The organism is uncultured Sphaerotilus sp. (assembly GCF_963924895.1).
Classification (GTDB): domain Bacteria; phylum Pseudomonadota; class Gammaproteobacteria; order Burkholderiales; family Burkholderiaceae_C; genus Sphaerotilus.
Genome location: NZ_CAWURG010000014.1, coordinates 152,733 through 176,627 on the forward strand (window position 1 = coordinate 152,733; position 23,895 = coordinate 176,627).

The following is a 23,895-nucleotide window of genomic DNA, read 5'->3' on the forward strand; positions in this document are numbered from 1 at the left end:
GCGGGGCCCGGCGCAGCGGCGGGTCATGGCCGGGTGACGAGCGTGTAGTGGAGCCGGTTGTCGGCCGCCTTGTAGGTCATGGCCGTGCCGCTGAGCTGGGTCACGGCGAAGGCCACATCGGGGGTGGCCACGGGCAGATTGGCGCTCCGCATCACGCAGGTGCCCGCCGCCGTGGTCAGGCAGGTCATCAGGTTGGACCTGTTCGAGAACTGCCCGGAGACCCGCACGTCCTTCTGCGGCTTGCCTTCCTCGTTCTGCACGGTGACGGTGACGCTGGCCTGCCAGCCGAGGCGGGTCACGGTCTTGCCGAGGGGGGTCAACTGCTCGATGTGCACGTCCCAGGGTGTCGGGAAGTAGAGCTGTTTGCCGGGCCCGGTGAACAGCAGCTTGTTGGGCGCGCCCTTGGCATCCGTGATGCGCGAGGTGGTGGCCTGGTAAAGCATCTGCGAGGCGACCTGGGCGGGGGTCAGCTTCGGGCGTTCCTGCAGCAGCAGCGCTGCGGCACCCGCGACGTGTGGCGAGGCCATCGAGGTGCCGCTGAGGATCCTCCACCCATGCGGATCGGACGCTGCCGCCGAGCTGATGTTGGTGCCCGGGGCGAACAGGTCGACGCAGCGCCCGAAGTTCGAGAAGCCGGAGCGCGCGTCGGTGGGCGTGCTGGACGCCACGGTCAGCGCCGACGGCGCGCGGGCCGGAGACTGGTTGCAGGCATCGGCATTGCTGTTGCCCGCGGACACTGAAACGGTGAAGCCCGCGTTCACGAGGCGGGTGACACCTTCGTCGAGCGCGCTGCTGCCGAGGCTGCCGAGGCTGAGGTTGACGACGCCCGGTCGCTGGCCGTGGGCTGCGATCCAGTCGAGGCCCTGAAGGATGTCGCTCAGGCTGCCTCGGCCGGTACAGTCCATCACCCGGACTGGCACCAGCGTGGCACCGGTCGCGACCCCGGACATCGAACCGGCCGCCGTGCCGGCGACGTGGGTGCCGTGTCCGTTGCAGTCGGTCGTTCCGCGCCCGTCCAGCAGCGTGTTGAAGCCGGTATCCGAGAGTCGGCGGCCGAATTCATCGTGGGGGCTGATCCCCGTGTCGACGATGTAGACGTGCACGCCGCTGCCGTCCAGGCTGCTTCGGAACTCGCTGTTCAGTGGCAGCTTCGGCTGGTCGATGCGGTCCAGTCCCCAGACCCGGCTCTCGAGCGCGCGGACGACCACCGGGGCGGTCGGCGGGGTCGCGGTGACGGTTGGTTCCGTGCCGATGGAGGCGACTCGGTCGTGTTCGATGCGCAGGACGGCCGGGTCCTCCCGGAGGCGCTGGACGAAGTCGGCGGCCTCGGATTGCGGCACATGGACCGCGAATCCCTGCAGCACATGGGCATACAGATGGTGTGCCCGCGCGTGGCCGGAGCTGCCCAGCAGCCGGGCCGTGACGGTCTGCACGGCCCGTTCTGCCAGCGCCATCGGCGCTCCGGCGCCCAGCGTCCTGGCGGTCAGTCGTTCATTTTCCGCGACGGATGCGGCGTTGAGCGTGACGATGAAGTGTTCGCTGTCGGGGGCCGTTTCCGGACTCAGGGCCGCTCTGGCCGCGCGCTCCGTGTCGTCGAGGGGATCCAGCTCGACGGCCGCCGCACTGGCCGACTCCGGGTGGTCGCCAGCATCCCCACCGCCGCACGCCATGAGCAGGATGGCCAGGGTCGTGGTCATCGCCCGCTGGGGGAGCTTGTGCGCAAGGTGCATGGTCAAAAAGTCCGGTGGTTGGGCCGGGCATGGCCGGTATGGTCAGCGATGGGGTCCCTTGGGTCCTTCGTGTTGTCGATCGCTGCAAAAGAAAGTGAATCCCCGCCTTTTCATTTCGATGCGCTGCCCCCTGCATGTGTGAATTCGTGCGCGTACATATCGTGCGGCGCACGCAAGGTCGCTCAGGTGCCGGGCGTTTCGACCGACAGGCCCGCTTACCATTCAAGCCCTCACTATTCCCAGAACATGCTCCATAGGTCCGACGTCTCCCGCATACCACCGCCAGCAGAGCTGCTGCCTCCGGCAGGCAGGCGCACGTTGGTCAGTGTCATCGGGGCACCCATTGATGCCATCTCCTGGGACGAGACCTGTGCCGTGATCACCGGGTGGGCGGATCGCCGGGAGAGCCGTTATGTCTGCATCTGCAACGTGCATTCGGTGATCACCGCACGGCAGGATCCCGACTTCCACGACGTCATCCAGCAAGCGGACATGGCCACGCCGGATGGCGCCCCGGTCGCCTGGATGATGCGTCGGCTCGGGTACCGGGACCAGATGCGCATCAACGGGCCCGACCTGATGTTCCGGTATTGCGCGCAGGCGGCCCGGCGTGACGAGCGCATCTTCCTGTACGGCAACACGCCGGAAACGCTGGAGACCCTGCAGAAGCGTTTGCACAAGGCGTTCCCCACCCTCCAGATCGCCGGCTGCTACTCACCGCCGTTTCGCGCCCTGACGCCCGAGGAAGACGCCGAGATCGTGCAGCGCATCAATGCCTCCGGGGCGGGCACGGTCTGGGTCAGCCTGGGCTGTCCGAAGCAGGAGCGCTGGATGGCGGTGCACCGCGGCCGCATCAACGCCGTCATGGTGGGTGTCGGTGCGGCCTTCGATTACCACGCCGGGACCCTGCAGCGTGCGCCCATGTGGATGCAGCGGCATGGTCTGGAATGGTTGCACCGGTTCTGGTCCGAGCCGCGTCGACTGGGTCGGCGCTACATGGTCACCAACACCAAGTTCGTGCTGCAGGTCATGAAGCAGCTGCTGGGTCGATGAGGATGCTGCCCCGTGCAAACGCTGGAATTCCCGGGTTCTGAACGGACGCAGCACCCCGTGCTGGGTGTGCCGGTCGATGTACTGGACTGGTCCTGCGCGGTGGCACGCATCTGCGACTGGGCCGAGCGGCGGGAATCGCGCTATGTGTCGATCTGCGATGCCCACTCGATCGTGCGGGCCAGCCGGGATCCGAAGCATGGGCGGCACATCGCCGACGCGGACATGGTGACGCCGGACGGCTGGCCCGTGGCCTGGATGCTCCGCCGGGTCGGCCATCCCGCCCAGCAGCGCATCAACGGGCCGGATCTGATGGAGCGGCTGCTCGTGGCGGCCGAGGACCGCGGCCTGGGTGTCTATGTCTATGGAACGACCGACCGCACGCTGGATGCGCTGGCGGCTGCGTTGCGCAAGTCCTATCCCCGCCTGAAGATCGTGGGGCTGCATTCCCCACCGTTTCGTCCCCTCGATGCGGTCGAGGATGCCGCGGATGTCGAGCGCATCAATGCTTCCGGTGCGCATCTGGTGATGACCGGCCTGGGCTGCCCCAAGGAAGACCGCTGGATGTTCGAACACCGCGGGCGCGTCCAGGCGGTCATGCTGGGCATCGGTGCGGGGATCGATTTCCATGCAGGCACCGTGGCGCGCGCGCCGGTCTGGATGCGCGAGCATGGCCTGGAATGGCTTTTCCGACTCTCGCAAGAGCCCGGTCGCCTCTGGCAGCGCTACCTGGTCAACAACACCCTGTTCGTGGTGGGTGCGATAGGGCAGTTTGCACGGCACGCTTTGGTACACCATGCACGGAATCGGACACGCGGCGATTAAGCTCTGCGCTGACACTTAACGTCGGCAAAAAAGGGGTTAAAAGCATGCAGTTCCATCGTATTCAGCAAGTTGAGCCTTGGTTGGGACGTTCCGAGCTTGAAGCACTCAACGGCTGCATCGAACGGAACTGGTTGACCGAGGGCCCGGCCGCAGCCGCCTTCCGGCAGAGCCTGAGCCAGCTCACGGGCGCCAACCACATTGCCCTGGCGCCCAATGGCACGCTCGGCCTGTTCCTCGCCCTGCTGGCGCTGGATCTGCCGCGGGGTAGCGAAATCATCATCCCGGGGTTCACCTTCATGGCGTCGGCCAGCGCGGCGGTGTTCGCGGGTCTCAAGCCTGTCCTGATCGATGTGGACCCGCACACCTTCACGGCGCGTCCCGAAGCCTTCGAGCGCGCCATCACGCCCCGGACTTCGGCGCTGATGCCCGTGCACATCTATGGCCAGGCTGCGTATGCCGCCGAGATCGCGCAGGTGGGCAAGCGCCACGGTCTGGCGGTCATCGAAGACGCTGCGCAGGCCTGTGGCGTGCGCTACCGCGGTCAGCACGCGGGTACGTTTGGCGATGTCGGCGTGATCTCGTTTTTTGCCGACAAGACGATCACGATGGGCGAGGGCGCGGCCGTGCTGTCCAGGGAGCAGCGTCTGGCCCGGCGCATCAGCCTGCTGCGCAACCAGGGACGCGAGTCGAGCGGCTCGTTCATCCACGAAACCCTGGGCCTGAATTTCCGGGTGACGGACATGCAGTGCGCGGTCGGGCAGGCGCAGATGGCGCGCCTGCCGCAGGTGAAGTCGGATCGCATGCGCCGCTACAACCTGTTCCAGGAAGGCCTCACCGGACTGGCGCAACTGCGCTTCATGAAGGTCGATCCGAATTCGGAATTCATTCCGTTCCGGTTTCCGATCCTGTGTCCACGCATGCCCGAGCTTCGGGAGGCGCTGGAGTCGGCGGGTGTCCAGACCCGTTCGATGTTCTACCCCCTGCACCGCCAGCCGTGTCTCGCGGGGCTGATCGACCCGGTCGATTTGCCGATTTGCGACACGCTGTACGGGGAAGGGCTGTGCCTGCCGATCCACCAGGGGCTCCAGGACAGCGATGTGCACCACGTGATTGACGTGATTCGCAACACCTTGTCGCGCAAGTCTTCAGTCAGTTGACTTAGTTCTCATCTTGTGCAGGTATTTGGAAACAACCCGTATTCGAGTGGTCCGCATTCCGTGGTGAACGCGGCACAGTCCTGAAGTGGTGCACCGAGGCACCGCACCACTTCTCTCCAAGCCGCTCTCACACCATGGTCCGCCCTCAGCACATTCTGGTCACCGGCGCCGCTGGCTACATCGGGTCTGCGCTGGTCCGTGCGCTGCTGGCGCGGGGGCATGCCGTCACTGCGGTAGACAGCATGATCTTCGGCGAGCAGGGGCTGGCGGACCTGCGCCACCATGCGCGGCTGCAGATCCGCCACATGGACACCCGCGCGCTGCACCGTGGCCACCTCACCGGCATGCAGGCGGTGGTTGATCTGGCCGGGCTGTCCAGCGAGCTGGCGGCGGAGTCGGACCCGGCCGGTGCCGCTGCGGTCAACCACCGCGCGCAGGTCCGCCTGGCGCAGCTGGCGCGCAGCTGCGGCATACCCCGCTACCTGCTCGTCAGCCACTGCAGTGTCTACGGGTTCACCAGCGCCCAGGAGTCGACCGAAACCTGTCCGGTGCGTCCGCTGACCCACCAGGCCCAGCACTGCCTGATGGCCGAAGCGGCCATCCTGCCCCTGGCGATGCCTGGATTTGCACCATCGGTCGTGCGTCTCGGGCTGGTCCACGGACACGGTTCGCGCATGCGGCTCGACCTCATGGTCCACGCCATGGTCCTCAGCGCGCTGCGCCTGCATCAGATCACGCTCGACAACCAGGGCATGCAGTTCCGCGGACATGTGCATCTGTCGGATGCCGTCAATGGCCTCATGGCGGTGCTGATGGCGCCCACAGGCGTGGTCAGCCGGCAGATCTTCAACATCAGCCACCACAACGTGAGTGCTGCGCAGGTGGCTGAGGTGATCCGGATGGTGCTGGGTGGCCAGATCCAGATCAATCTGCATGGCGGGGGGAGGGACCTCCACCACCACCGCCCGACCTACCGGAAGGCGCAGGATCTGCTGGGCTATGCGCCCCAGGTAGGACTGAGTGAGGCTGTGCAGGAACTGGTCGATACCCTGGGCCCCGGGACGGCCAGCGAGCTGCCAGAGGCGCTGGCGATGCGCTGGGTTCGCGAGATCCTCGCGCAGGGTCGTGAGGAGCGCGCAGCCCTAGAGTACACCACCGACTACGAGCGTGGTGCCAGTCGGTTGCGCAAGTCCTGGGCGGGGCTGACGCTGTCAGGCTGAGTGCAGGTTTCCGGCCTTGCCCGCGGGGTGTCAAGTTTGAATGGTTCACGTTGGTTCCTTGGCTGCGCAGTCGCCACCGCAACTGTGCAGACTTACCGGCGCAACTTGGCGTCAAGTGCTGGCAATACGCCTGCCCTGCGGACGACGCGCTCTGGCATGGACCAATCCAGCTAAGATGGCATGGAAACCTCTTGTTTTTCGAGAGATTGCCGGACTCGCCAAAAATCATGAAATTTTCACAGTTTCTGTCAATTCTCCATGCGCGCTGGATGGCGGTCTCTATGGTCCTGTGCATGACCGTGGGGGTCACGACAGCAGTGAGTCTGATGCTGCCGAAAAGCTACACAGCCACAGCCACGGTGATGATCGACGCACGCTCGCCAGATCCGATGACGGGTGTCATGATGAATGGAATGGCCGCGCCAGCGTACATGGCCACCCAGGTGGATATTTTGACCAGTACACGCGTCGCGCAACGCGTTGTTCAAAATCTGGGTATTGCCAATAATGCCCAGTTGCTGTCCGAATGGCGCGAAAAAACAGATGGACGTGGTATTTTCGAAGTATGGGTGGCTGAGTTGCTACTCAAGAATCTCAACGTGAAACCTGCGCGCGAGAGCACGGTGATCGAGGTGTCGTATCGAAACGCGGACCCCAAGTTCTCGTCCGTGCTTGCCAATGCCTTTGTACAGGCATATATCGAAACGAGTGTCGGTCTGCGTGCATCGCCGGCAAAGCAGTATTCGACATTCTTTGAAGATCGGTCTCGCAAGTTGCGTCAGGAACTGGAAGCAGCGCAAGTAAAGCTGGCCGCCTTTCAGGCGCAAAACGGGCTCACCGGTCAGGATGAGCGATTCGATCTCGAAACCATGCGCCTCAATGAGTTGAGTTCCCAACTGGTCGCTTTGCAGGCACTTTCAGTTGATGCCGAGAGCCGTTCGCGCCAAGCAGGTAGGTCCGCAGACCGGTCGCAGGAGGTCATTGCCAACGGACTGGTGTCGGGCCTGAGAGCTGACATGTCGCGTCAGGAGGCGCGTCTGCGCGAATTGAAGGCACGCTTGGGTGATGCTCATCCGCAAGTGATTGAACTGAGGGCCAACCTCGAAGAACTTCGGGTTCGCATTGATGTGGAAAGCCAGCGTGTGGCCGGGGGTGTTGACTCCAACAGCCAGATCATGCAGCGCCGGGAAAGCGAAGTCCGTGCTGCCTTGGACACCCAACGAACCAAGGTGCTGCGTCTGAAGGATGTGCGTCAGGAGTTGATGGTCCGCATGCGCGAGGTTGAAAGCCTGCAGCGCAACTACGATCAAATCGTTCAGCGGATGACCCAGACCGACATGGAAAGCCAGAATACCCAGACCAATATCGCTTTGCTGACACCCGCGACCGAGCCGGTGGAGCCTTCTGGGCCACGTTTGATGCTCAATATCCTGCTGAGTCTGTTTCTTGGTTCTGGATTGGCCATTGGTTTTGCTGTGATCCGCGAGATGATGGATCGTCGTGTCCGGACGCTAGAGGATATTTCCGGTCAGTTCGGCATGCCCGTGCTGGGCGTGCTGCCGCGCCCTAAGGGTCGACCGCTGACGCGGGGTCAGGCAAGGCTTACTCTATCTGGTACGGATGTTCCGCAAGTCAAGTCCAGTACTTGACAGATGATTGATTTAAAAAATTCGCCTTTTGGCCGAAATTTTGACTCACTCCTATTATGATAAATCCCCAGCGACCACAGAACTCCACGCAATATCCATCCAAGGTGCACCACATGGCCGAGGAGGCAATGTCGGAAGTGCAAGACCGGAGCATCGGGGACATTATTCGTGATATTCACAATCTATCGGCCGAGCAGATTGATTCCATCCTGGACTATCAGCGCCAGAAGGGGGTTCGCTTTGGCGAAGCGGCCGTGGCGCTCGGGCTGGTGTCCGGTGAGGACGTGGTCTTTGCGCTCAGTCAGCAATTCCATTATCCTTACACGCCGGTTGAGCACTATGTCCACCCGGAACTGGTGACTGCATCCCAGCCATTCGGGTCGCAGGCTGAAGCATTTCGGGCAATCCGCAGTCAACTTATCAATCGAGTTTTCAATGCAAGAGAACCCAAGCGTGCATTGGCGGTGATCAGTTCGGAAAGTGGCGATGGAAAAACTTTTTTCGTCGCCAATCTGGGAATCGTGCTTGCGCAGATGGGTGGTCGGACCTTGGTGGTCGACGCCAATTTACGTAATCCGCGGCTGCATGAACTGTTTGGTGTTTCCAATACATCTGGATTGAGCGGAATTCTAAGTGGTCGCCAGGAAGATAATGTCATCTATCAGGTGACGGATATTCCGAGCCTGTATGTGATGCCGGTCGGTGTCACACCACCAAATCCTCTGGAACTCCTTGAGCGACCTGCGTTCCGCTTGCTGATGACGGAATTGCTTCGACGTTTCGATCATGTGGTGGTGGACACTGCAGCCAGCAGCCTGGGTAGCGATGCGTGTGTGGTCGTGGCCAAGTGCGGCGCTGCCCTCACGGTTGCCAGAAAGGATCGCACGCGGACGAACAAGCTGACAGAACTGGTCGATGCCGCCAGTGGCGTGGCATCGAACATGGTCGGTGTGGTCTTCAATCAATACTGATCCTGATCGGACTCGATCCCCCATGCGCTCTGTCGTGACTCATTCTGCATCAATGTCCCTTACATCGCTGAAGACCATTCTGGTCAACCGACATATTCATCCTTGGCTGATTGTGTTGGTCGGGGTCGCGGCGATGTTCGGTCCTACTTTCTGGGGGCTGTTTCATGGCTTGTGGGCGACTGACAGCCAAGGGCACGGGCCCATCGTACTGGCTATCTCGCTCTGGTTGTTGTGGCGCAAGGTGCCAGAAGTTGCGACTTTGCCGATTCAGCCTTCGCTCGCTTGGGGTTGGGGTGTGTTTGCCTTGGCGATGGTGCTGTATGCACTCGGACGCTCACAGGACATCCTGCTGTTCGAAGCCGGTACGCTCATTGTCGTCATCTGCGCAGTGGTTCTCTTGCTCAAAGGGGCCGCGGCTGTGAGGGTGTTGTGGTTCCCCCTCTTCTTCATGGTCTTCATGATTCCACTGCCCAGTGTCATCGTCGATGCCATGACGCAGCCGATGAAAATGGCTGTTTCCTATGCTGCAGAAGCATTGCTTTATGCGGGCGGATATCCAATCAGCCGCAGCGGTGTCATTCTGCAGATTGGGCAGTACCAATTGCTGGTGGCTGATGCCTGTGCCGGCCTGCACACGCTATTCACGCTGGAAGCCCTCGGTTTGCTGTATTTGAACCTGATTCGGCATGAGTCGGTAGCGCGCAATGCAGTGCTGGCTGTGTTGATCGTTCCCATCAGTTTCACAGCCAATGTCATCCGGGTGATCGTGCTCACGCTGGTGACTTATTACCTGGGTGATGAGGCGGGGCAGGGTTTTCTGCATGGTTTCGCCGGCATGGTGCTGTTCATGGCTGCTTTGATGCTGATCATTCTCTCCGACACACTGATTCGCACCGCCGTGCGTTTCTGGTCGGATCGGGTTGGGATAAATTCTGTCAAAGCATGAGTAATACAAAAAATGTCGCGAAGGAATGCGGTGAAGCCCAATGTATCAATTAGGACGGCCGTGATGATAGCCGTCATCATGACAGCCACGGCAGTGCTGGCGTCGGTGGCTAAACCGACACGCATGCTGGCCGACACGCGGCAACAACTGAAAATAGAGCCTCTGATTCCGATTAACTTCGACGACTGGCGTGTCGTGCCGAATAGCGGGGGTATCGTCAATCCGCAGGCAGAAGACTTCATTAATCGGTTCTATTCGGAAACTGTCTCGCGCATCTACGAAAATTCCAAAGGCCAGCGGGTGATCTTGTCCATCGCATACGGAAAGAACCAGAGCGATGATTTTCAAGTGCACAAACCTGAAATCTGTTATCCGGCCCAGGGCTTTCAGGTCCGCACCAATGTCAAGACTCAATTGAACACACCCAACGGTGTGATCCCGGTGCGTCGTCTGGAAACGGTGCTGAGTCAGCAGCGTTACGAGCCGGTGACTTATTGGACCACCCTGGGAGATTTTGCGGTGTCTGGGGGGGTCGAGAAGAAGATGCTTGACATTCGCTATGCGATGAAGGGGCTTGTCGCCGATGGTCTGCTGTTTCGCTTGTCGAGTATTGACCGCGACAGCGCCAAGGCGTTCGATTTACACGAGCAGTTCGCACGCTCGCTGCTGTCCCACGTCGGACAAGCCGAGCGTCTTCGGTTGGCTGGTCTTGCCCAGTGAAGGGTGACCATCGTGCGGCTTCAGGACTGGACGCGTGAAGTCGCTGTCTGTCACCAGGAGCCTGGCCTTGACTGGATTGGGGAGTGGGGCACGGCTCTTTTCTTCGTTTGTCTCGATCGGCGTGACCGCTCGGTGTCTCGGGCCTGGTGAATTTGGTGCATTGATGTTTGCGCTGACGCTGGCTACCTTGCTGGTGGTGCCGGCGAATTTTGGTTTGTCCACCTACGTGCTGCGCACAGTTGCACAGGCATCTGGCGATGCCGATGTGGTGGTGTCCGATGCCATGTCTGCGCGGTGGCTCGCTGTCGGGCTTTCCACGCCGCTTTTCTTGGCTGCGCTGTTGATGCTTCCGGCTATCCTGTCCCGAACGCTGTTCGGCTTGCTGCTGCTGGCTATGCTGGCCGAAGGTTTCTCGGAATTCTACATATCGGCCCTGCGCGCTCGCGGTCACTATGGCGAGGATGCCCGGTTGGGTGTGGAGACTGCGTGGCTATACAGTCTTCCGGTCGGTCTGACGGCTTGGGCGACCGCTTCCGTCGATGCAGTGGCATTGGCATACCTCCTGTCACGTCTAGTCATGGCTGTACGGTGTCGGCGGGTGCTGTCGGCCACGGGTATGCATGCTTCCTGGACCGGGGCCAGATCGGCGTGGACCCGCCTTCGCTCATGCAGGGCCTATGCGACAGATTACGCAATGACCGCGATGTTCGGTCAGGTTGACGGCATTGTCTTGAATCATTATCTCGGGGCCGTGGCTGTGGGTGTGCATCAAGCGGGGATGAGGTTGTTCATGGCCGCAGCCCAGATTGGCCCAATCTTGGCTAATGTTTTTCTGCCACGGGTCGCATCGGCGGCGATCCATCGGACAGCGGACTTGCATGCTGAGTCATTCCGATTGCAACTGACCTTTGTGCTGGTAGGGGCCGTGGTGGGTTTGGCCTTTTCTCTGGGGGCATCTGTGCTGGTTGGGCTGGCATTCGGTCCGCAGTATCAGGAGTTGGTCAGGCTGATGCCGTGGTTCGGGTTGTTGTTCCAGGTGCGTTTCGCTGCGGCGGCATGGGGTATCACGCTGACATCCCGGGGGCAGCAAACGTTTCGTGCTGCAGCGTCTGTTGGGCACTGGATTCTGGTTCTTGTGCTGGCAGCAGCTTTGGTGCCAGCATTTGCGGCCAAGGGCTGGTTGATGGCCTTGGTGATCGGGAATACCGTCTTGTGGATAGCTTATGCCGGGCGGATCATTGGTTGTAGTGGCGTCGGGCAGGCTGGAGGGGGGGCAGTGGTGGTAGTCGTTGCACTGGTGATGATGTTGCCGCAGGGTTTCTTGCTCGCGCGGTGAGTCGGTGAGTGCTTGGACAAGTTTGCCAAGAAAAGTTGGGGTGGGGAGCCGAAACATGAAGAAGAGATTGGTGGTCGAGAAAGTGGTCAGTAGTGGATCGTGTTCTGGATGCGGCTTGTGTGCATCTGTGGTTGCGCCATCGAAGATCCGGATGGTGCCATCGGCTAGTTTGCAGTGGCGACCTGCCGTGGTGCAGCCCTTGTCAGCAGACGAGTTGCAGCGGTTCTATGCCACATGTCCCGGGGTCTCCCTCGTGCATGATGTGCCGACCCAACCTGAGCAAGTCGATCCGATCTGGGGAAGTGTGCTGGGCTGCTACACAGGCTATGCCGCTGACCCTGTGGTACGACGCCAGGGCTCATCAGGGGGGGTGATCACCGCTCTTGCCCAATTCCTGTTGCGCACTGGCCAGGTCGATGGGGTATCCCAGAATGCGGCGTCTTCTTCCAACCCCACCGGCAACGAAGTCCAGTTTTCCCGCGGCCGAAACGATGTTCTGCGGGCCGCCGGTTCTAGGTATGGGCCTGCGTCGGCACTTTCAAGGGTTGAGGAAATGCTGTCGGGAGGGCAGACGTTTGCCTTTGTCGGCAAACCCTGTGAGGTGGCGGCATTGCGCGCACTAGGCCGTATCGACGCTCGGGTCGGACGCCAAGTGCCTTTTCTGCTGTCCTTCATGTGCGCAGGTACGCCGAGCGGCCTCGGTACGCAGGCATTGCTGGCCGCCATGGGTGTGGTGCCTGAACAGGTGGCGAGTTTTCGCTACCGAGGGGATGGATGGCCAGGCAAGGCGCGCGCGGTGACCCATGCCGGAGAGGCATTCGAGATGGATTACAACAAATCATGGGGGACCATCCTGAATCGGCATCTCCAGTTTCGCTGCAAGATCTGTCCGGATGGGACCGGGGAATTTGCTGACGTGGTGTGTGCCGATGCTTGGTATGGTAAGGATGGCTATCCTGATTTCACGGAGCGCGATGGTCGAAGTCTGATTCTGGTCCGCACACCTCGCGGTGCACAATTGCTTGCCGATGCGGTTGCGGCTGGAGATGTGTGCACCGAAGTGCTGGATCTGGGTGAGGTGGCGGCCATGCAACCGTATCAAGTTGAACGCAAGCGCATGGTGCTTGGGCGTTTGCTGGCTGCGCGGGCCGCGCAGGGACACGCTCCCGTGACACGAGGTCTGCGGCTTGTGGCCGCGGCCAGGCAGGCATCGATCGGCGAATTTCTGCGTAGTGCGGCAGGGACTTTTCGCCGGGCAAAAGGTGAATGATGAACAACACAAATAAATGGGGAAATCTGTGCGCAAGTTGCTGACGGTCGGGCTCATTTGGCATTCCGTTTCATCGGATAACCTTGGCGTCGGTGCGTTGACTGAGTCGCAGATCGCGCTGTGTCGCCGTGCGGCACATGCCATTGACTGCGAGATAAAGTTTGTGATTTTCGGGACCGAGGGGCGCCTGTCCTACGTTCCTGAAGGAGCCGAGATCAGCATCGCGGCGCGCTTGTCGCTCAAGCAACTGGTGCTGGGGCGTTCTGATTACCCGGCCAAGATATCCGAGTGCGATGTTGTGCTTGATATTGGCGAGGGCGACAGCTTTACCGATATCTACGGATTGCAGCGGTTTATATTCTTGATCGCCAGCAAGCTCATCGTCTTGGGGCAGGGCAGGCGACTGGTGTTGAGTCCGCAGACCATCGGCCCGTTTGATCATTGGTATTCCAGATGGATCGCCCGTTCAGTGATGAAGCGGTGTGAGAAGGTGTTTGTACGCGATGGACTTTCTGCCGAGTATATGCGGTCACTTGGACTGCTCGATAATGTCGAGGAAGTCATTGATGTTGCATTTTCCTTGCCCTACTCTAGGGGAGTTGCCCCGGAGCTCGGCCGAATCAATATTGGACTGAACGTGTCTGGGCTGCTTTTTTCTGGTGGTTATACAGGAAAAAATCAGTTTGGCTTGACGATTGATTATCCTTCGCTGGTGAGGAAGTTGCTGGCTGCATGGTCGCTGGATGCCCGCTATCGGGTCTGGTTGATTGCACATGTCGTGCCCGATCAACTGCCGCGCGATGACGATCGGGTTGCCATCGAAGTACTTGCCAAAGAGTTTCCAGAGGTTCGTAGGGCGCCTGACTTCACCTCTCCAGGGCAGGCTAAGAGCTTCATTTCGACGCTGGATTTCATGACGGGAGCGCGTATGCATGCATGCATTGCTGCTTTTTCGAGTGGCGTTCCCGTGGTGCCCGTCGCGTACAGTCGAAAATTCAACGGATTGTTTTCGTCTCTGGGGTATGAACATGTGGTGGATGGTCGGTCCAGTACGACAGAAGATGCGTTCGGAACGATCATGGATGTGTTTTCGCGGCGTGCGCAGGTGCAGGGTGACATTGACCGTGGCAATCAGTTGGCTCAACAGCGATTGAACCGCTATGTGCAAACCCTGCAGGATGTTTTTTGCAGGAATTTTGCTTCCTGAGTTGAGTCGAGACCAATGACCTGGAGATATTCATGATCGCATTCCGCAGACCGGATGGCCGATCGCTGCTCCTGAACAGTGTAGCGGTGGTGGTGTCCGTCCTGTTCGGGTTGATGGCTGTTGTGCTGCCGTGGTGGTTTGTGGTTGCTCTGCTGATCCTGCCGATCGGCCTGTTGGTGTCGGCACTATTTCCGGAAATGGGTCTGGTGCTAGTTGTCGTGCTTGTGTCTGGATTGCTTCCGGAAGCCATGACTCCCTCCATCAGCGCCGGGCCGGGTAAATTGCAGGCGCATGAGATTGTCATGGTTTTGTTGACGGTGATCGGGGCTTTTCGTGTTCGGGAGCGCGGCTTGTTGTCGGTCCGGTGGTTGCAGCCTGTTTATGCGATCTTGCTGTGTGCCTTTATCGGTAGTGTGGTGGGGCTGGTTTATTCAGGCGCCCAGATGCGAGACCTGCTGCAGGAGGTCCGTATCCAAGGGTATTGGCTGTTGGCCCCGATGTCGGTTGTGCTAATACAGGATGCCAAAGCGCTGAAGAGATTTATTGTCGGAATATTGATTGTTTCCTTCCTGATCTCCGTGGCCGTTTTGCTGCAGTTTTTCTTCAACATAAAAATACTGAGCACGGCCCGTGTTGAAAATCTTAATACGCTGACGGAATCCTACTCGGATGTCACGCGCAGCACAGCAGGTGGAGCCATATACTGGATCATCTTTTCGGTGTTCATCGCGACGGTCGGTGCTGCCTTCCGGTCTATTTCGCGCTGGATTGTCGTCCCGCTTGTGCTGGTGATGGCCGGTGCCATCGTCGTGAGTTTTGGTCGGGGAATCTGGATCTCAATGCTCATGGGTGCGATCTTGCTCGGCTGGATGACCTTTCGCGGCAAGGGAGTCTTTACCGTGTCGGTATTGACAGTGGTGTTGTCTGTTTCGACTGTTGGCGCGCTGGCGACTGTCAAGCCGCGCATCATCGAAGTCGCAATCGACCGCGTAATCAGTACCACCAAGGAAGGGGATCCCAATTCATCACTGGGCTGGCGCCTGAATGAGGCAAATTATGCGTGGGTCAGTCTGTCCCGCAGTCCGGTGATCGGCATCGGGTTTGGTGTGGCTTACAAGCCATTAGAACGATTAAATGGAACTGATGCCGATTTTGGACTGATGCGCTACATACATAACTCCTTTCTTGGCGTCTGGTTGAAGATGGGATTGTTGGGATTGCTGGCCGTGTTGTGGATTGGTGCTCAGACGCTTTACATGGGATGGGATCTTTCCCATCGTGCAGTGCATCCGGGATGCAAGCGGCTTGCAGCGACCGTTGTTGCAAGCTTCACGGTTCCGTTGATCACATCCATGACACAGCCTGAATGGCTTGCGCCAGCTGGAGTCACCTATTTTGCACTGATGATCGGAATTCTGGCCGTCGCGAGCCGTCTGGACAAGCTGGCCGCGTCTGGTGTTATGTCCGACCTACGCGCAAAAAATGTCTCGCGTTCTGGAATCCATCCCGTCAGTGCTCGATGAACTACGTCCTTCTTCTGAACTGGAACGGCTGGCGTGACACCTGCGAGTGTCTGGAAAGTCTCGTGCGTCTCGTCGGCGAGAAGCCGAAAATCGTGGTCTGCGACAACCATTCCCACGACGGCTCGCTCGACCACATCCGCGCTTGGGCCCGCGGTGACGAGATCAGCAGGCTTCCCGCCTGGTGGGCGGTGGAGACTGGTGCCGGGATGGGTGAGACTGTTTCTCACGCGGCCTCGCCCGTGGCTTCCGCACTGCGCCTTGCCGAGGTGCGTCTCGTGGATGGAGGCGGTTTCGACTGTGACCAGCCTGATGCCGATCTGTTCCTGCTGCCGACAGGGGCCAATCTCGGCTTCGCTGGCGGTTGCAACGTGGGATTGCGTTTCATTCTGACGCAGCCCGCAGCCCGGTCTGTGTGGCTGCTCAACAATGACACCGTGGTGGCACCACAAGCTTTGCAGATGCTTGTGAACGAAGCACGAACTCGCCCAGGTGTTGGCATGGTTGGTTCGGTCTTGCGTTACTACCACCGACCTGAAGTGGTCCAGGCCCTTGGCGGCGGACGGTTAGACCTGCAGCGCACGGCGACCATGCACGTTGGAGAAGGTACACGTTTTGCGGAACTCGATGCTTCGATCCAGCAGCAGACCGAGCGGGAACTGGCCTACATCACAGGGGCGTCGCTGCTGGTAACGCGCGAGTTTCTGGAGACGGTCGGACTGATGCAGGAAGATTACTTCCTCTATTACGAGGAAATCGACTGGGCCGAGCGTGCACGGCGTTCCACACCCGCCTTCAGCATGGCGCTGGCCAAGGACAGCATGGTCTTTCACAAGGAGGGGGCGTCTGCGGGAACCAATTCCCGCTCCGTGTTGTCCTCCCGGTTGCTGGCTCGCAACCGCTTGCGATTCATCAAGCGGTTCTATCCTGCCCAACTCGGGAGGGCGCGCCGCCATGTCCTGCGGGATGCACTGGTAGCGCTGGTCAAGGGACGGTGGCGCATTGCCTGGAGTGTGGCGATGATTTCCTGCAGTCCGGTGCGCATCTGAGCGCTTTGGTTTTTCTCCCATCGGTGTCTCCGTGAATATATTGCTCATTGCCAGGACGTGTCCTGTTCCCGCCAACGACGGCGAAAAACTCCGCGTGTTCCATCTGCTGCGGGTGATGTCTCTAAGCCACCGTGTCACGCTGGTGTGCCGGGTCATGCACCAGGAAGAGGAAGATGCGCTGCAGTCTCTGCGCGCCCTGGGTATCGAGGTGGTGGGTGTGCGCATCGCGCCGCCGAACGGGCACCTGGAGCGTCTGCGCTGGGTGGCACCGTTTTTACTATCCCACTATCCGATTTCATTGTGCACCGTCTACTTCCCTGCGATTCGTGACGCCTTGCGTCGACTGGTTGCTGACCGGTCTTTCGATGTGGTTCAGATTGAACACTCCTCGCTCGCCATCTATCTCGACCACCTGACCTTTTCGAATGATCCGGCGCGAGTCGTCACAATGCACAACATTGACTACGTGCGCAATGAACGCATCATTCGCAATACGCCTTTCGGGGTGCGCAAGTGGTATCACCAACTCAATCAGGTGCGGTTCCGTCGGTGGGAGTTGGCGTCAGTGCGCCGTTTCCATCGTGCGATGGTGATGTCGGATGTCGATGCGCAGATCCTGCGCCGTGATGTGCCCGAGGTGCCAGTGGACGTGGTCCCCAATGGCGTGGACTGTGAGGCATTGGCGCACCAGTTGCCCGAGATCGGGCACCAGGCGGTGGTGTTCGTCGCGTCGATGGACTCGGAGGCCAACAATGACGGCGCGCTCCATTTTCTCGATGCCATCCTGCCGTTGCTGCGCACGCGCCTACCGGACCTGAAAATCTGGATGGTGGGCCGCCAGCCCTCGGCGCAACTCCGGGCACGGCACGATGGCCGACACGTGTTTGTCACGGGCAAGGTAGACGAAGTGGTGCCCTTCTACCGCGAGGCAACGGTCGCGATCGTGCCCTTGCGTTCGGGAGGGGGTACACGGCTCAAAATTCTGGAGGCGATGGGGCTCGGTATCCCGGTGGTATCGACTTCCGTTGGAGCCGAGGGGATTGACCTGCTTGATGGCGTCAATGCTCTACTGGCCGACACCGACCAAGCCTTTGCCGATGCCGTGCATGCTCTGCTGACCGATATCGGGCGCCTTCGCGCCATCAGCCTGCAAGCCCGCGCACTGGCCGAGCGCCGGTATGACTGGCGGCACATTGGACGCATGCAGGATGCTGTGCATGTTCAGGCACTGGCGCGAACTTGACGAGGACGAGGATGACGCTACCGATAATTTCCCTGGTCACGACCTGCTACAACGCCGATGCCTACATCGAGGCCACGCTGCGGTCCGTGCTCCAGCAGGACTATCCCGCGCTCGACTACGTGCTGCTGGATGGCGGGTCCCAAGACGGCACGCTCGATATCATCCGGCGTTATGCGTCGGGTTTGTCTCATTTCTCCAGCGAGCGTGATGAGGGCCAGTACCACGCCATTCAGAAAGGAATGTCGATGGCCTCCGGAGAAGTCTGCGCTTGGCTGAATGCGGATGACATCTATCTGCCCTGGACCCTGGCAGTTGTCGGGGAGGTCTTTGCCCAGTTTCCTGAAGTGGACTGGATCATCGGAGCGCCGGCCTATCTGAATCGTCAGGGGCAATGCACCCGTGTGGCGGGGGTCCAGGCGCCCGGCTATCCGCGCAGCGACATTGCCAGCGGTTGGTACCGCGAATCCCTGTCTGGCTTCCTGCAACAGGAGAGTATGTTCTGGCGACGCAGCTTGTGGGAACGGGTCGGTGGGCTTGATCTGTCGTTGAAGTACGCCGCCGATTTCGATTTGTGGCGGCGTTTCGCGGAGCATGCCGATCTGGTGTCGGTTGCAACGCCTCTGGCCGCTTTTCGGCAGCGCCCAGGTGAGCAGCGTTCGTCTGTCGGGCGCTACCATTACGATGACGAGGTCGATCGTGTGACTGCTGGGCTGCCGTGTGCGGCTGCAGCTTGGCGCATGCTCAATCGCCGTGGCGAGGCAATGCGGCATCTGGTGCGCATGCTGCGCTGGAAGCAGGCTCCGGTCATCGCCTACTCGAACCAGGCGCAACGCTGGGTCAAGGTGGATTCTGTGCGACCGACCGCGCGGACCACACTGGCCGATGTCCTGCTGGAGCGCCGGTTGCGGTCAACCTGATCCCTGGTGTGCCATGACTGTCATGCGGTGCTCAATGACGTTTTTCCACAAGGAGTCGCCTCTATGGTGGCTGCTGGCCTTGCCATACTGGGGGGCAGGCGTGGCGGTGGCCCAGCCCGCCGTGGAGACTGGTTTGCCCGAGAAGCAGATCCACGGACGGCTAGAGCCCATGTCGGGTACAGTCATCGAGAATGTTTGGATCCGGACTGCACGGGGCCCGTGCATCGTGGTCCGCGCAGGCGTGCAGGATGTGGTGATCCGCAACGCGCGGATCGGACCATGCGGGCAGGACCATGTCAATGACTATGGTGTGCTGATCCTAGAGGGGGCGCACAACATCACGGTGTCGGGCAATGTCATCCACGGCGTTTCGACCGGGGTTAAGGCCTACCAAGCCGCACATCCTCTGACGATCGAGAGGAACCGCTTTTTCGGTATCCGCGGACCACTTTGGAGTGGCCAAGCCGTGCAGTTCAACGGTGTCGCAGGTGGGCAGGGTGCATCACGCATCCGCTGCAATGTCTCCGATGCGTCCGTTCCTGGCTGGCCTTCCGCCTACGAAGATCACATTAGCTTGTACAACTCGCACGGCACCCCCGGCAATCCGATCCTAGTCGAGTTTAACCGGATGCGCGGAGGAAGTTCACGGACCGGCGGAGGGATCACGATAGGTGACAAGGGTGGGAGCTGGCAGGTGGTGCGTGGCAACACTGTGGTCCGCGTCGCCAATTCTGGCATCGGCGTTGCTGGCGGTCACCACATCACGGTGCTCGACAACAAAGTCGATAACCGAGGTGAAAGTGCCCAGACCCTGACTCATCTGGCGTATTTCGTGCGCGCGCTGTCTCCGTGTGGATCTATACGCCTAGCGGGCAATCGCGGGATTGCGCGTCTTTGGAACTGGGGCGAGCCGCATGGTGATACCGTGCCAGGCTACCGACACGGCCCGCAGCGTTGTGCAGACGTGGACGACGCGGACAACCAGTTTGGCGACAGCACACTGTCCCCCGCCCTGTTCGATGAGGTGCCGCCGGCCTGCGCAAAGCCTTAGAGCGGCTAACAAAACCGAACACCCGCCCGCCCAAGACTGCGCGATGCTACGAGGATGAAACAGCAAGAGATCAGTGCGGAGCTGTGGGCGCACATACGCCCGCTGCTGCCGGCCCCGAAGCCGGCCAATCCCCGTGGGGGACGACCCCGCATTGACGATGAACTTGCGCTCAACGGCATCGTGTTCGTCCTGCGAACAGGCATCCCATGGGAAGAGCTGCCGCAGGCGCTGGGCTGGGGCAGCGGGATGACGTGCTGGCGAAGGTTGCAGCAGTGGCACGAGACGGGCGTGTGGCACGGGCTGCACATGGTGCTGCTGGAGCATCTCAGGCGCAACGACGCCCTGGACTACAGCCGCATGTGCATCGATGGCTCCAGCGTAGCCAGCCCCCGGGGGGTCCGCACACCGGGCCGAACCCGACCGACAGGGGCAAACTCGGCTCCAAGCGCCATGTGCTGACCGACGCCAACGGCACGCCGGTGATGTTCTGCGTCACGGGCGCGAACCGGCATGACTCGGTGGTCTTCGAGGAGATGATCGATGCGCTGCCAGCGATCAAGGGCAAGTCCGGCAGGCCCAGGCGCTGGCCCGACAAGCTCCATGCGGACAAAGCCTACGACTGCAAACGCTGCCGCCAGCATCTGCGGCAGCGGGGCATCCGGGTGCGCATCGCCCGCAAGGGCATCGAGAGCAAGGAGCGTCTTGGCCGTCATCGCTGGGTGGTCGAACGCACGCATGCGTGGCTGGCGGCCTTCGGCAGGCTCAGGGTCCGCTTCGAGCGCAGTATCACGACTCATGTGGCGCTTTTGTCCCTGGCCTGCTCCATCATCTGCCTGCGCACTCTGCGCAGGTTGTGTTAGCCGCTCTTAAACTGGCTGTCAGCAAGTCGACACAGGCCACTCAGAACAGACTCTCTCGCACGTAGATCACGTCGCCGTCCTTCATGGGATCGTTCATGCCGGGCTGCATGATCTCGACCTTGCCGTCGGCATTGCGGCGATGGACGCGCAGGCCCTTTTCCGTGCCGCGCTGGTTCAGACCGCCGCCCGTGGCGAGGGCCTGGATGACCGTCATGTCGCGTTCGAGGCGCATGGCACCCGGGCGCTGGACTTCGCCGTAGATGTAGACCATCGGCATGCGATCGACGTAGACGGTGTCCCCGTTGACGATCACCGGGTCATTGGTCTTGGCCGACGCCGTGAACAGGTTCGGAAGGTCGATCACGACCCGCAGCGGACGGCTGTCGCGCACACCGATCAGCGTCACCAGATCGCTGCCGCCCTGGGCAATGCCACCGGCCATGGCCAGCAGCTCGCTCAGGCGCATGCCGGTCTGCTCGATCGGGTAGCGGCCGGGGCGGTTGACCACGCCAAGCACGGAGGCCTGGTTGCCACGCACCTGCGTCACGAGGATGCTCACTTGCGGCTGGCGGACGAAATTGCCATTGCGCAGGCCGTCGGCGATGACCTTCTCGGCCTTCGGGACGGTCAGGCCGCCCAGCCGGATCTGACCCAGCAGCGGAAAGCTGATGCTGCCGCTCTCAGCCACGCGGGTCTCCAGGGTCAGATCGGCATTCTGGTAGACGCTCACGCGGATCACGTCGCCCGCGCCGAGCACGTAGTCACGTTGGGCGTCGGACACCTGCGCCCAGGACAGAACGGGTGCCAGCAGAGTCAGAAAAGCAAGCAGCACACGCTGGAACAAACGTGTGGACGAGAACGAGGTGGTGTGTGTCGTGAGCATCATGGGTTATTTCAGACCTGAAAGACCTTTTTGGAGAGCGGTGGCGTCCAGCGCATCGGAAGCGCTGGCCGGAGGCGTCGGAGCCACGGTGGGTGCTTCGGCGGCGGCATCGCCAGCCGCCGAGGCAGCCGTTGCAAACTGGCCGACGTACTCGATCTTGGCAGATCCGCGCAGCTGCTTGATGCTGTCAGCGACCAGTTTGCGCTTGCGATCGCTCAGGAGGAACTGCTCGATGGCTTTCTTGGCAGCTTCTTCGGTGACGGGTGCAGATTTGGCAGATGCGACCAGCGCAGCATTCAAACCGGTGGGGGTCGCCACGACAACCCATTGACCCTCGCCGATCTTGGCCAATTCATCCAGGAAGCCCATCGGGATGTTTTCCGGCGCCTGGGAGACGCTGCGGGCCACGAAGCGGATGTTGGCGGCCTTGAGCGCGCCGGCGAGTTCCTCTGCGCTGCGCAACGAGGAAATCTTGGTCTTCAGCGCGGCCTTCTGGTCGGCGTTGGCTTCGATGTTGAACTCCTGCAGGCCGTAGATGCGGCGCTTGGAGAACAGCGCAGGCTTGCTGTCGTAGTAGGCCTTGATGTCCTCGGCGGTCGGGGCTGCTGCCGCATCGGCAACGCGGTCGGCATAGGCGCGTGCCAGGATGTCGCGGCGGGCGGCCTCGATGGTGGAGACGATGCGCGGATCACGGTCGAGCTTCTGCTCGACGGCCTGCTGGACCGCCAGTTCCTGGTCCACGAGGCCTTCCAGCACGCGACGGCTGACGGCTTGTGCCTGTTCGGGCTTGAGGCCCTGCTGGCGTTGCAGGACGAAGTTGACCTGGTGAACCGAGATCTCGCCGGAGTTCACCTTTGCAGCCACCTGGCTGGAGCCCTTCTTGTCACCGTCACCGCCCCCGCAGGCAGCAAGCAGAGACGCAGTGGCGATCACACCCAGGACAAGGGAGGTGCGCATACGGGCGGTGTGACTGAACAGGGACAGGGTCATGACTTGCATACTCCGAAGGCGAGCGGATGGCCGATACCGATTTGCTATGCGGTCGGCGCTCGCTATGAAAGAGGTGATAAACGGGTAAATCCGGCCGCAGTTTAGCGGTTCAAACAGGCGAATCGCTTCCCCGGAACGCAGGGGCGGTGTTCATTCCCAGTGGTCACGTTAAGTCTGCACGGCAGGCGTTCACGACTGAGTTTCAGGCGGTGAGCCATCGACTGCTAACTGCCGAATGGCGCAAAAGTTTCACATATTTTGCTATCGGACGAGGGTTTGACGGACGCCGGGCCAGATCTGTTCTGGTATTCGATTCCGGATCGAGCCAATTCTCTGAATGAAGATTTCGTGATCCGCAAGTGAAAATTATGAAAATTGTTGTGCTTGGCCTGTTCTTTCGTAGGGTGCGCCTTCGGTCCATGCGGTAGAGGGCGACGACCCACCGCTGTGTTCCGGCGGGGGCAGGTGGAGTGGTTGCGCAGGGGCTTCAGTTCCGGGGGGGGGTGTCGATACCGGCACTAGAGGAAGCGGTGATGTGGGTCATGACGTCAGCTTCCACCTCGGCACACTTACCAAGGCTCCGCACCATGTCGACCGTCACATCCATCACTTCCACAGCAACATTTGCCGGGCTGTCGGCCGCGACGATCGCTGCGTTGTCAACGGCTGAATGGGCGAGTGCCAGCACCGCCCAGATCGCTGCACTGACCACCAGTCAGATTGCAGCTCTGCAGACAGCGGACCTGGCGGTTCTGTCTACCAGCAACGTTGCTGCCTTCACCACGACGGGTTTGCGGGCCTTGTCTACTGCACAGCTTCAGGCGCTGAACACGGCCCAGGTGGGCGCACTCACCAGCACGCAGATCGCGGCGCTGACGACGGCACAGGTGGCGGCGCTGGAGACGGCGGACCTCGTGGCGCTGGGCAGCAGCCAGCTGGCAGCCTTCGGCACGGCGCAGATCGCCGCGCTGACGACGGCGCAGATCGGGGTGATCGAGACGCGGGACCTCGTCGCGCTCGGCACCGCCGCGGTCCGCGCACTGGAGACGGCCGACATCGCCGCGCTGACCAGCGCGCAGGTGGCGGCCTTCACGACGACGCAGATCGCCGCACTCGGCACCGCGCAGATCCTCGCACTCGAGACCCGTGACCTGGTGGCGCTGGGCACCGCGGCCATCCGGGCGCTGAACACCGCCGACATCGTGGCGCTGAACACGGCCCAGGTGGGCGCACTCACCAGCACGCAGATCGCGGCGCTGACGACGGCACAGGTGGCGGCGCTGGAGACGGCGGACCTCGTG

The 23,895-nt window shown here is 61.1% G+C and carries 21 protein-coding genes and 1 pseudogene; 18 read left to right on the plus strand and 4 right to left on the minus strand.

Annotated elements, in window-relative coordinates:
* Positions 1 to 23 precede the first annotated feature (23 nt).
* Positions 24 to 1,730, minus strand: coding sequence for a S8 family serine peptidase (locus AABN02_RS05920; protein ID WP_338413994.1), 1,707 nt, complete (start codon positions 1,728 to 1,730; stop codon positions 24 to 26).
* Positions 1,731 to 2,159: 429 nt separating this feature from the next.
* Here AABN02_RS05920 and AABN02_RS05925 point away from each other — a divergent pair, with 429 nt between their 5' ends.
* The 17 genes from AABN02_RS05925 (at position 2,160) to AABN02_RS06005 (ending at position 20,721) form a co-directional block, all read left to right on the plus strand.
* On the plus strand, positions 2,160 to 2,783 hold the full coding sequence (locus tag AABN02_RS05925) for a WecB/TagA/CpsF family glycosyltransferase (protein WP_338413995.1): 624 nt from the start codon (positions 2,160 to 2,162) through the stop codon (positions 2,781 to 2,783).
* A gap of 12 nt (positions 2,784 to 2,795) precedes the next feature.
* Positions 2,796 to 3,605 (plus strand): WecB/TagA/CpsF family glycosyltransferase, encoded by an 810-nt coding sequence (locus tag AABN02_RS05930; RefSeq protein WP_338413996.1) that lies wholly within the window; start codon positions 2,796 to 2,798, stop codon positions 3,603 to 3,605.
* 80 nt (positions 3,606 to 3,685) lie between these two features.
* Positions 3,686 to 4,762 (plus strand): DegT/DnrJ/EryC1/StrS family aminotransferase, encoded by a 1,077-nt coding sequence (locus AABN02_RS05935; protein WP_338413997.1) that lies wholly within the window; start codon positions 3,686 to 3,688, stop codon positions 4,760 to 4,762.
* Positions 4,763 to 4,896: 134 nt separating this feature from the next.
* Positions 4,897 to 5,982 carry an NAD(P)-dependent oxidoreductase gene (locus AABN02_RS05940; protein ID WP_338413998.1) on the plus strand — a complete coding sequence of 362 codons (1,086 nt, stop codon included), beginning with the start codon at positions 4,897 to 4,899 and terminating at the stop codon, positions 5,980 to 5,982.
* 227 nt (positions 5,983 to 6,209) lie between these two features.
* Positions 6,210 to 7,631, plus strand: a complete 1,422-nt coding sequence (epsF, locus tag AABN02_RS05945; protein ID WP_338413999.1) for a chain length determinant protein EpsF — start codon at positions 6,210 to 6,212, stop codon at positions 7,629 to 7,631.
* Between the two features lie 113 nt (positions 7,632 to 7,744).
* Positions 7,745 to 8,602, plus strand: a complete 858-nt coding sequence (locus AABN02_RS05950) for a polysaccharide biosynthesis tyrosine autokinase (protein ID WP_338414000.1) — start codon at positions 7,745 to 7,747, stop codon at positions 8,600 to 8,602.
* Between the two features lie 22 nt (positions 8,603 to 8,624).
* Complete coding sequence (xrtB, locus tag AABN02_RS05955; RefSeq protein WP_338414001.1) at positions 8,625 to 9,548, plus strand: exosortase B; 924 nt, start codon at positions 8,625 to 8,627, stop codon at positions 9,546 to 9,548.
* A gap of 63 nt (positions 9,549 to 9,611) precedes the next feature.
* A complete protein-coding gene (gene epsI / locus AABN02_RS05960) occupies positions 9,612 to 10,268 on the plus strand; it encodes an exosortase-associated protein EpsI, B-type (RefSeq protein ID WP_338414002.1) in 657 nt (218 codons plus the stop codon).
* A 34-nt stretch (positions 10,269 to 10,302) separates the two neighbouring features.
* Complete coding sequence (locus AABN02_RS05965) at positions 10,303 to 11,604, plus strand: oligosaccharide flippase family protein (protein WP_338414003.1); 1,302 nt, start codon at positions 10,303 to 10,305, stop codon at positions 11,602 to 11,604.
* Positions 11,605 to 11,659: 55 nt separating this feature from the next.
* Positions 11,660 to 12,874, plus strand: a complete 1,215-nt coding sequence (locus tag AABN02_RS05970) for a Coenzyme F420 hydrogenase/dehydrogenase, beta subunit C-terminal domain (protein ID WP_338414004.1) — start codon at positions 11,660 to 11,662, stop codon at positions 12,872 to 12,874.
* Between the two features lie 16 nt (positions 12,875 to 12,890).
* Entirely contained in the window at positions 12,891 to 14,081 is a 1,191-nt protein-coding gene (locus AABN02_RS05975) for a polysaccharide pyruvyl transferase family protein (RefSeq protein ID WP_338414005.1), read from the plus strand.
* A 32-nt stretch (positions 14,082 to 14,113) separates the two neighbouring features.
* The gene (locus AABN02_RS05980; RefSeq protein ID WP_338414006.1) at positions 14,114 to 15,604 is read left to right on the plus strand and encodes an O-antigen ligase family protein; all 1,491 of its coding nucleotides are present in this window, start codon (positions 14,114 to 14,116) and stop codon (positions 15,602 to 15,604) included.
* Positions 15,601 to 16,650 (plus strand): glycosyltransferase family 2 protein, encoded by a 1,050-nt coding sequence (locus AABN02_RS05985; RefSeq protein WP_338414007.1) that lies wholly within the window; start codon positions 15,601 to 15,603, stop codon positions 16,648 to 16,650. Before AABN02_RS05980 ends, AABN02_RS05985 begins: the two co-directional genes overlap by 4 nt.
* Positions 16,651 to 16,744: 94 nt before the next feature.
* The gene (locus AABN02_RS05990) at positions 16,745 to 17,893 is read left to right on the plus strand and encodes a glycosyltransferase (protein WP_338414008.1); all 1,149 of its coding nucleotides are present in this window, start codon (positions 16,745 to 16,747) and stop codon (positions 17,891 to 17,893) included.
* A gap of 11 nt (positions 17,894 to 17,904) precedes the next feature.
* The gene (locus AABN02_RS05995; RefSeq protein WP_338414009.1) at positions 17,905 to 18,810 is read left to right on the plus strand and encodes a glycosyltransferase family 2 protein; all 906 of its coding nucleotides are present in this window, start codon (positions 17,905 to 17,907) and stop codon (positions 18,808 to 18,810) included.
* 13 nt (positions 18,811 to 18,823) lie between these two features.
* Entirely contained in the window at positions 18,824 to 19,861 is a 1,038-nt protein-coding gene (locus AABN02_RS06000) for a right-handed parallel beta-helix repeat-containing protein (protein WP_338414010.1), read from the plus strand.
* A 54-nt stretch (positions 19,862 to 19,915) separates the two neighbouring features.
* Positions 19,916 to 20,721 (plus strand): IS5 family transposase gene (locus tag AABN02_RS06005; protein WP_338414011.1). Its coding sequence is split into 2 segments (ribosomal slippage): positions 19,916 to 20,246 and positions 20,246 to 20,721, totalling 807 coding nucleotides; the frame shifts between segments, so codons are not numbered across the junction.
* Between the two features lie 40 nt (positions 20,722 to 20,761).
* Here the strand turns inward: AABN02_RS06005 and epsE are convergent.
* From epsE to AABN02_RS06020, 3 genes are all read right to left on the minus strand, one after another.
* Positions 20,762 to 21,607 (minus strand): polysaccharide export protein EpsE, encoded by an 846-nt coding sequence (gene epsE, locus AABN02_RS06010; protein ID WP_338414012.1) that lies wholly within the window; start codon positions 21,605 to 21,607, stop codon positions 20,762 to 20,764.
* Positions 21,608 to 21,610: 3 nt separating this feature from the next.
* Entirely contained in the window at positions 21,611 to 22,594 is a 984-nt protein-coding gene (locus AABN02_RS06015) for an EpsD family peptidyl-prolyl cis-trans isomerase (RefSeq protein WP_338414013.1), read from the minus strand.
* Positions 22,595 to 23,081: 487 nt separating this feature from the next.
* The gene (locus tag AABN02_RS06020) at positions 23,082 to 23,306 is read right to left on the minus strand and encodes a hypothetical protein (protein WP_338414017.1); all 225 of its coding nucleotides are present in this window, start codon (positions 23,304 to 23,306) and stop codon (positions 23,082 to 23,084) included.
* Between AABN02_RS06020 and AABN02_RS06025 the strand changes: the two are divergent.
* Positions 23,251 to 23,895, plus strand: a pseudogene (locus AABN02_RS06025) (heme utilization protein); the annotation flags it as partial. The gene AABN02_RS06020 and the pseudogene AABN02_RS06025 sit on opposite strands and share 56 nt — an antisense overlap.

What these genes read in the sequence shown, in the direction of transcription:
- AABN02_RS05995 (WP_338414009.1), top strand. Translation starts at nt 17,905, where the DNA reads ATGACGCTACCGATAATTTCCCTGGTCACGACCTGCTACAACGCCGAT.
- AABN02_RS05980 (WP_338414006.1), top strand. Translation starts at nt 14,114, where the DNA reads ATGATCGCATTCCGCAGACCGGATGGCCGATCGCTGCTCCTGAACAGT.
- epsI (WP_338414002.1), top strand. Translation starts at nt 9,612, where the DNA reads ATGATAGCCGTCATCATGACAGCCACGGCAGTGCTGGCGTCGGTGGCT.
- AABN02_RS05950 (WP_338414000.1), top strand. Translation starts at nt 7,745, where the DNA reads ATGGCCGAGGAGGCAATGTCGGAAGTGCAAGACCGGAGCATCGGGGAC.
- AABN02_RS06000 (WP_338414010.1), top strand. Translation starts at nt 18,824, where the DNA reads ATGACTGTCATGCGGTGCTCAATGACGTTTTTCCACAAGGAGTCGCCT.
- xrtB (WP_338414001.1), top strand. Translation starts at nt 8,625, where the DNA reads ATGCGCTCTGTCGTGACTCATTCTGCATCAATGTCCCTTACATCGCTG.
- AABN02_RS05920 (WP_338413994.1), bottom strand. Translation starts at nt 1,730, where the DNA reads ATGCACCTTGCGCACAAGCTCCCCCAGCGGGCGATGACCACGACCCTG.
- AABN02_RS06015 (WP_338414013.1), bottom strand. Translation starts at nt 22,594, where the DNA reads ATGACCCTGTCCCTGTTCAGTCACACCGCCCGTATGCGCACCTCCCTT.
- AABN02_RS05985 (WP_338414007.1), top strand. Translation starts at nt 15,601, where the DNA reads ATGAACTACGTCCTTCTTCTGAACTGGAACGGCTGGCGTGACACCTGC.
- epsF (WP_338413999.1), top strand. Translation starts at nt 6,210, where the DNA reads ATGAAATTTTCACAGTTTCTGTCAATTCTCCATGCGCGCTGGATGGCG.
- AABN02_RS05975 (WP_338414005.1), top strand. Translation starts at nt 12,891, where the DNA reads ATGGGGAAATCTGTGCGCAAGTTGCTGACGGTCGGGCTCATTTGGCAT.
- AABN02_RS05940 (WP_338413998.1), top strand. Translation starts at nt 4,897, where the DNA reads ATGGTCCGCCCTCAGCACATTCTGGTCACCGGCGCCGCTGGCTACATC.
- epsE (WP_338414012.1), bottom strand. Translation starts at nt 21,607, where the DNA reads ATGATGCTCACGACACACACCACCTCGTTCTCGTCCACACGTTTGTTC.
- AABN02_RS05970 (WP_338414004.1), top strand. Translation starts at nt 11,660, where the DNA reads ATGAAGAAGAGATTGGTGGTCGAGAAAGTGGTCAGTAGTGGATCGTGT.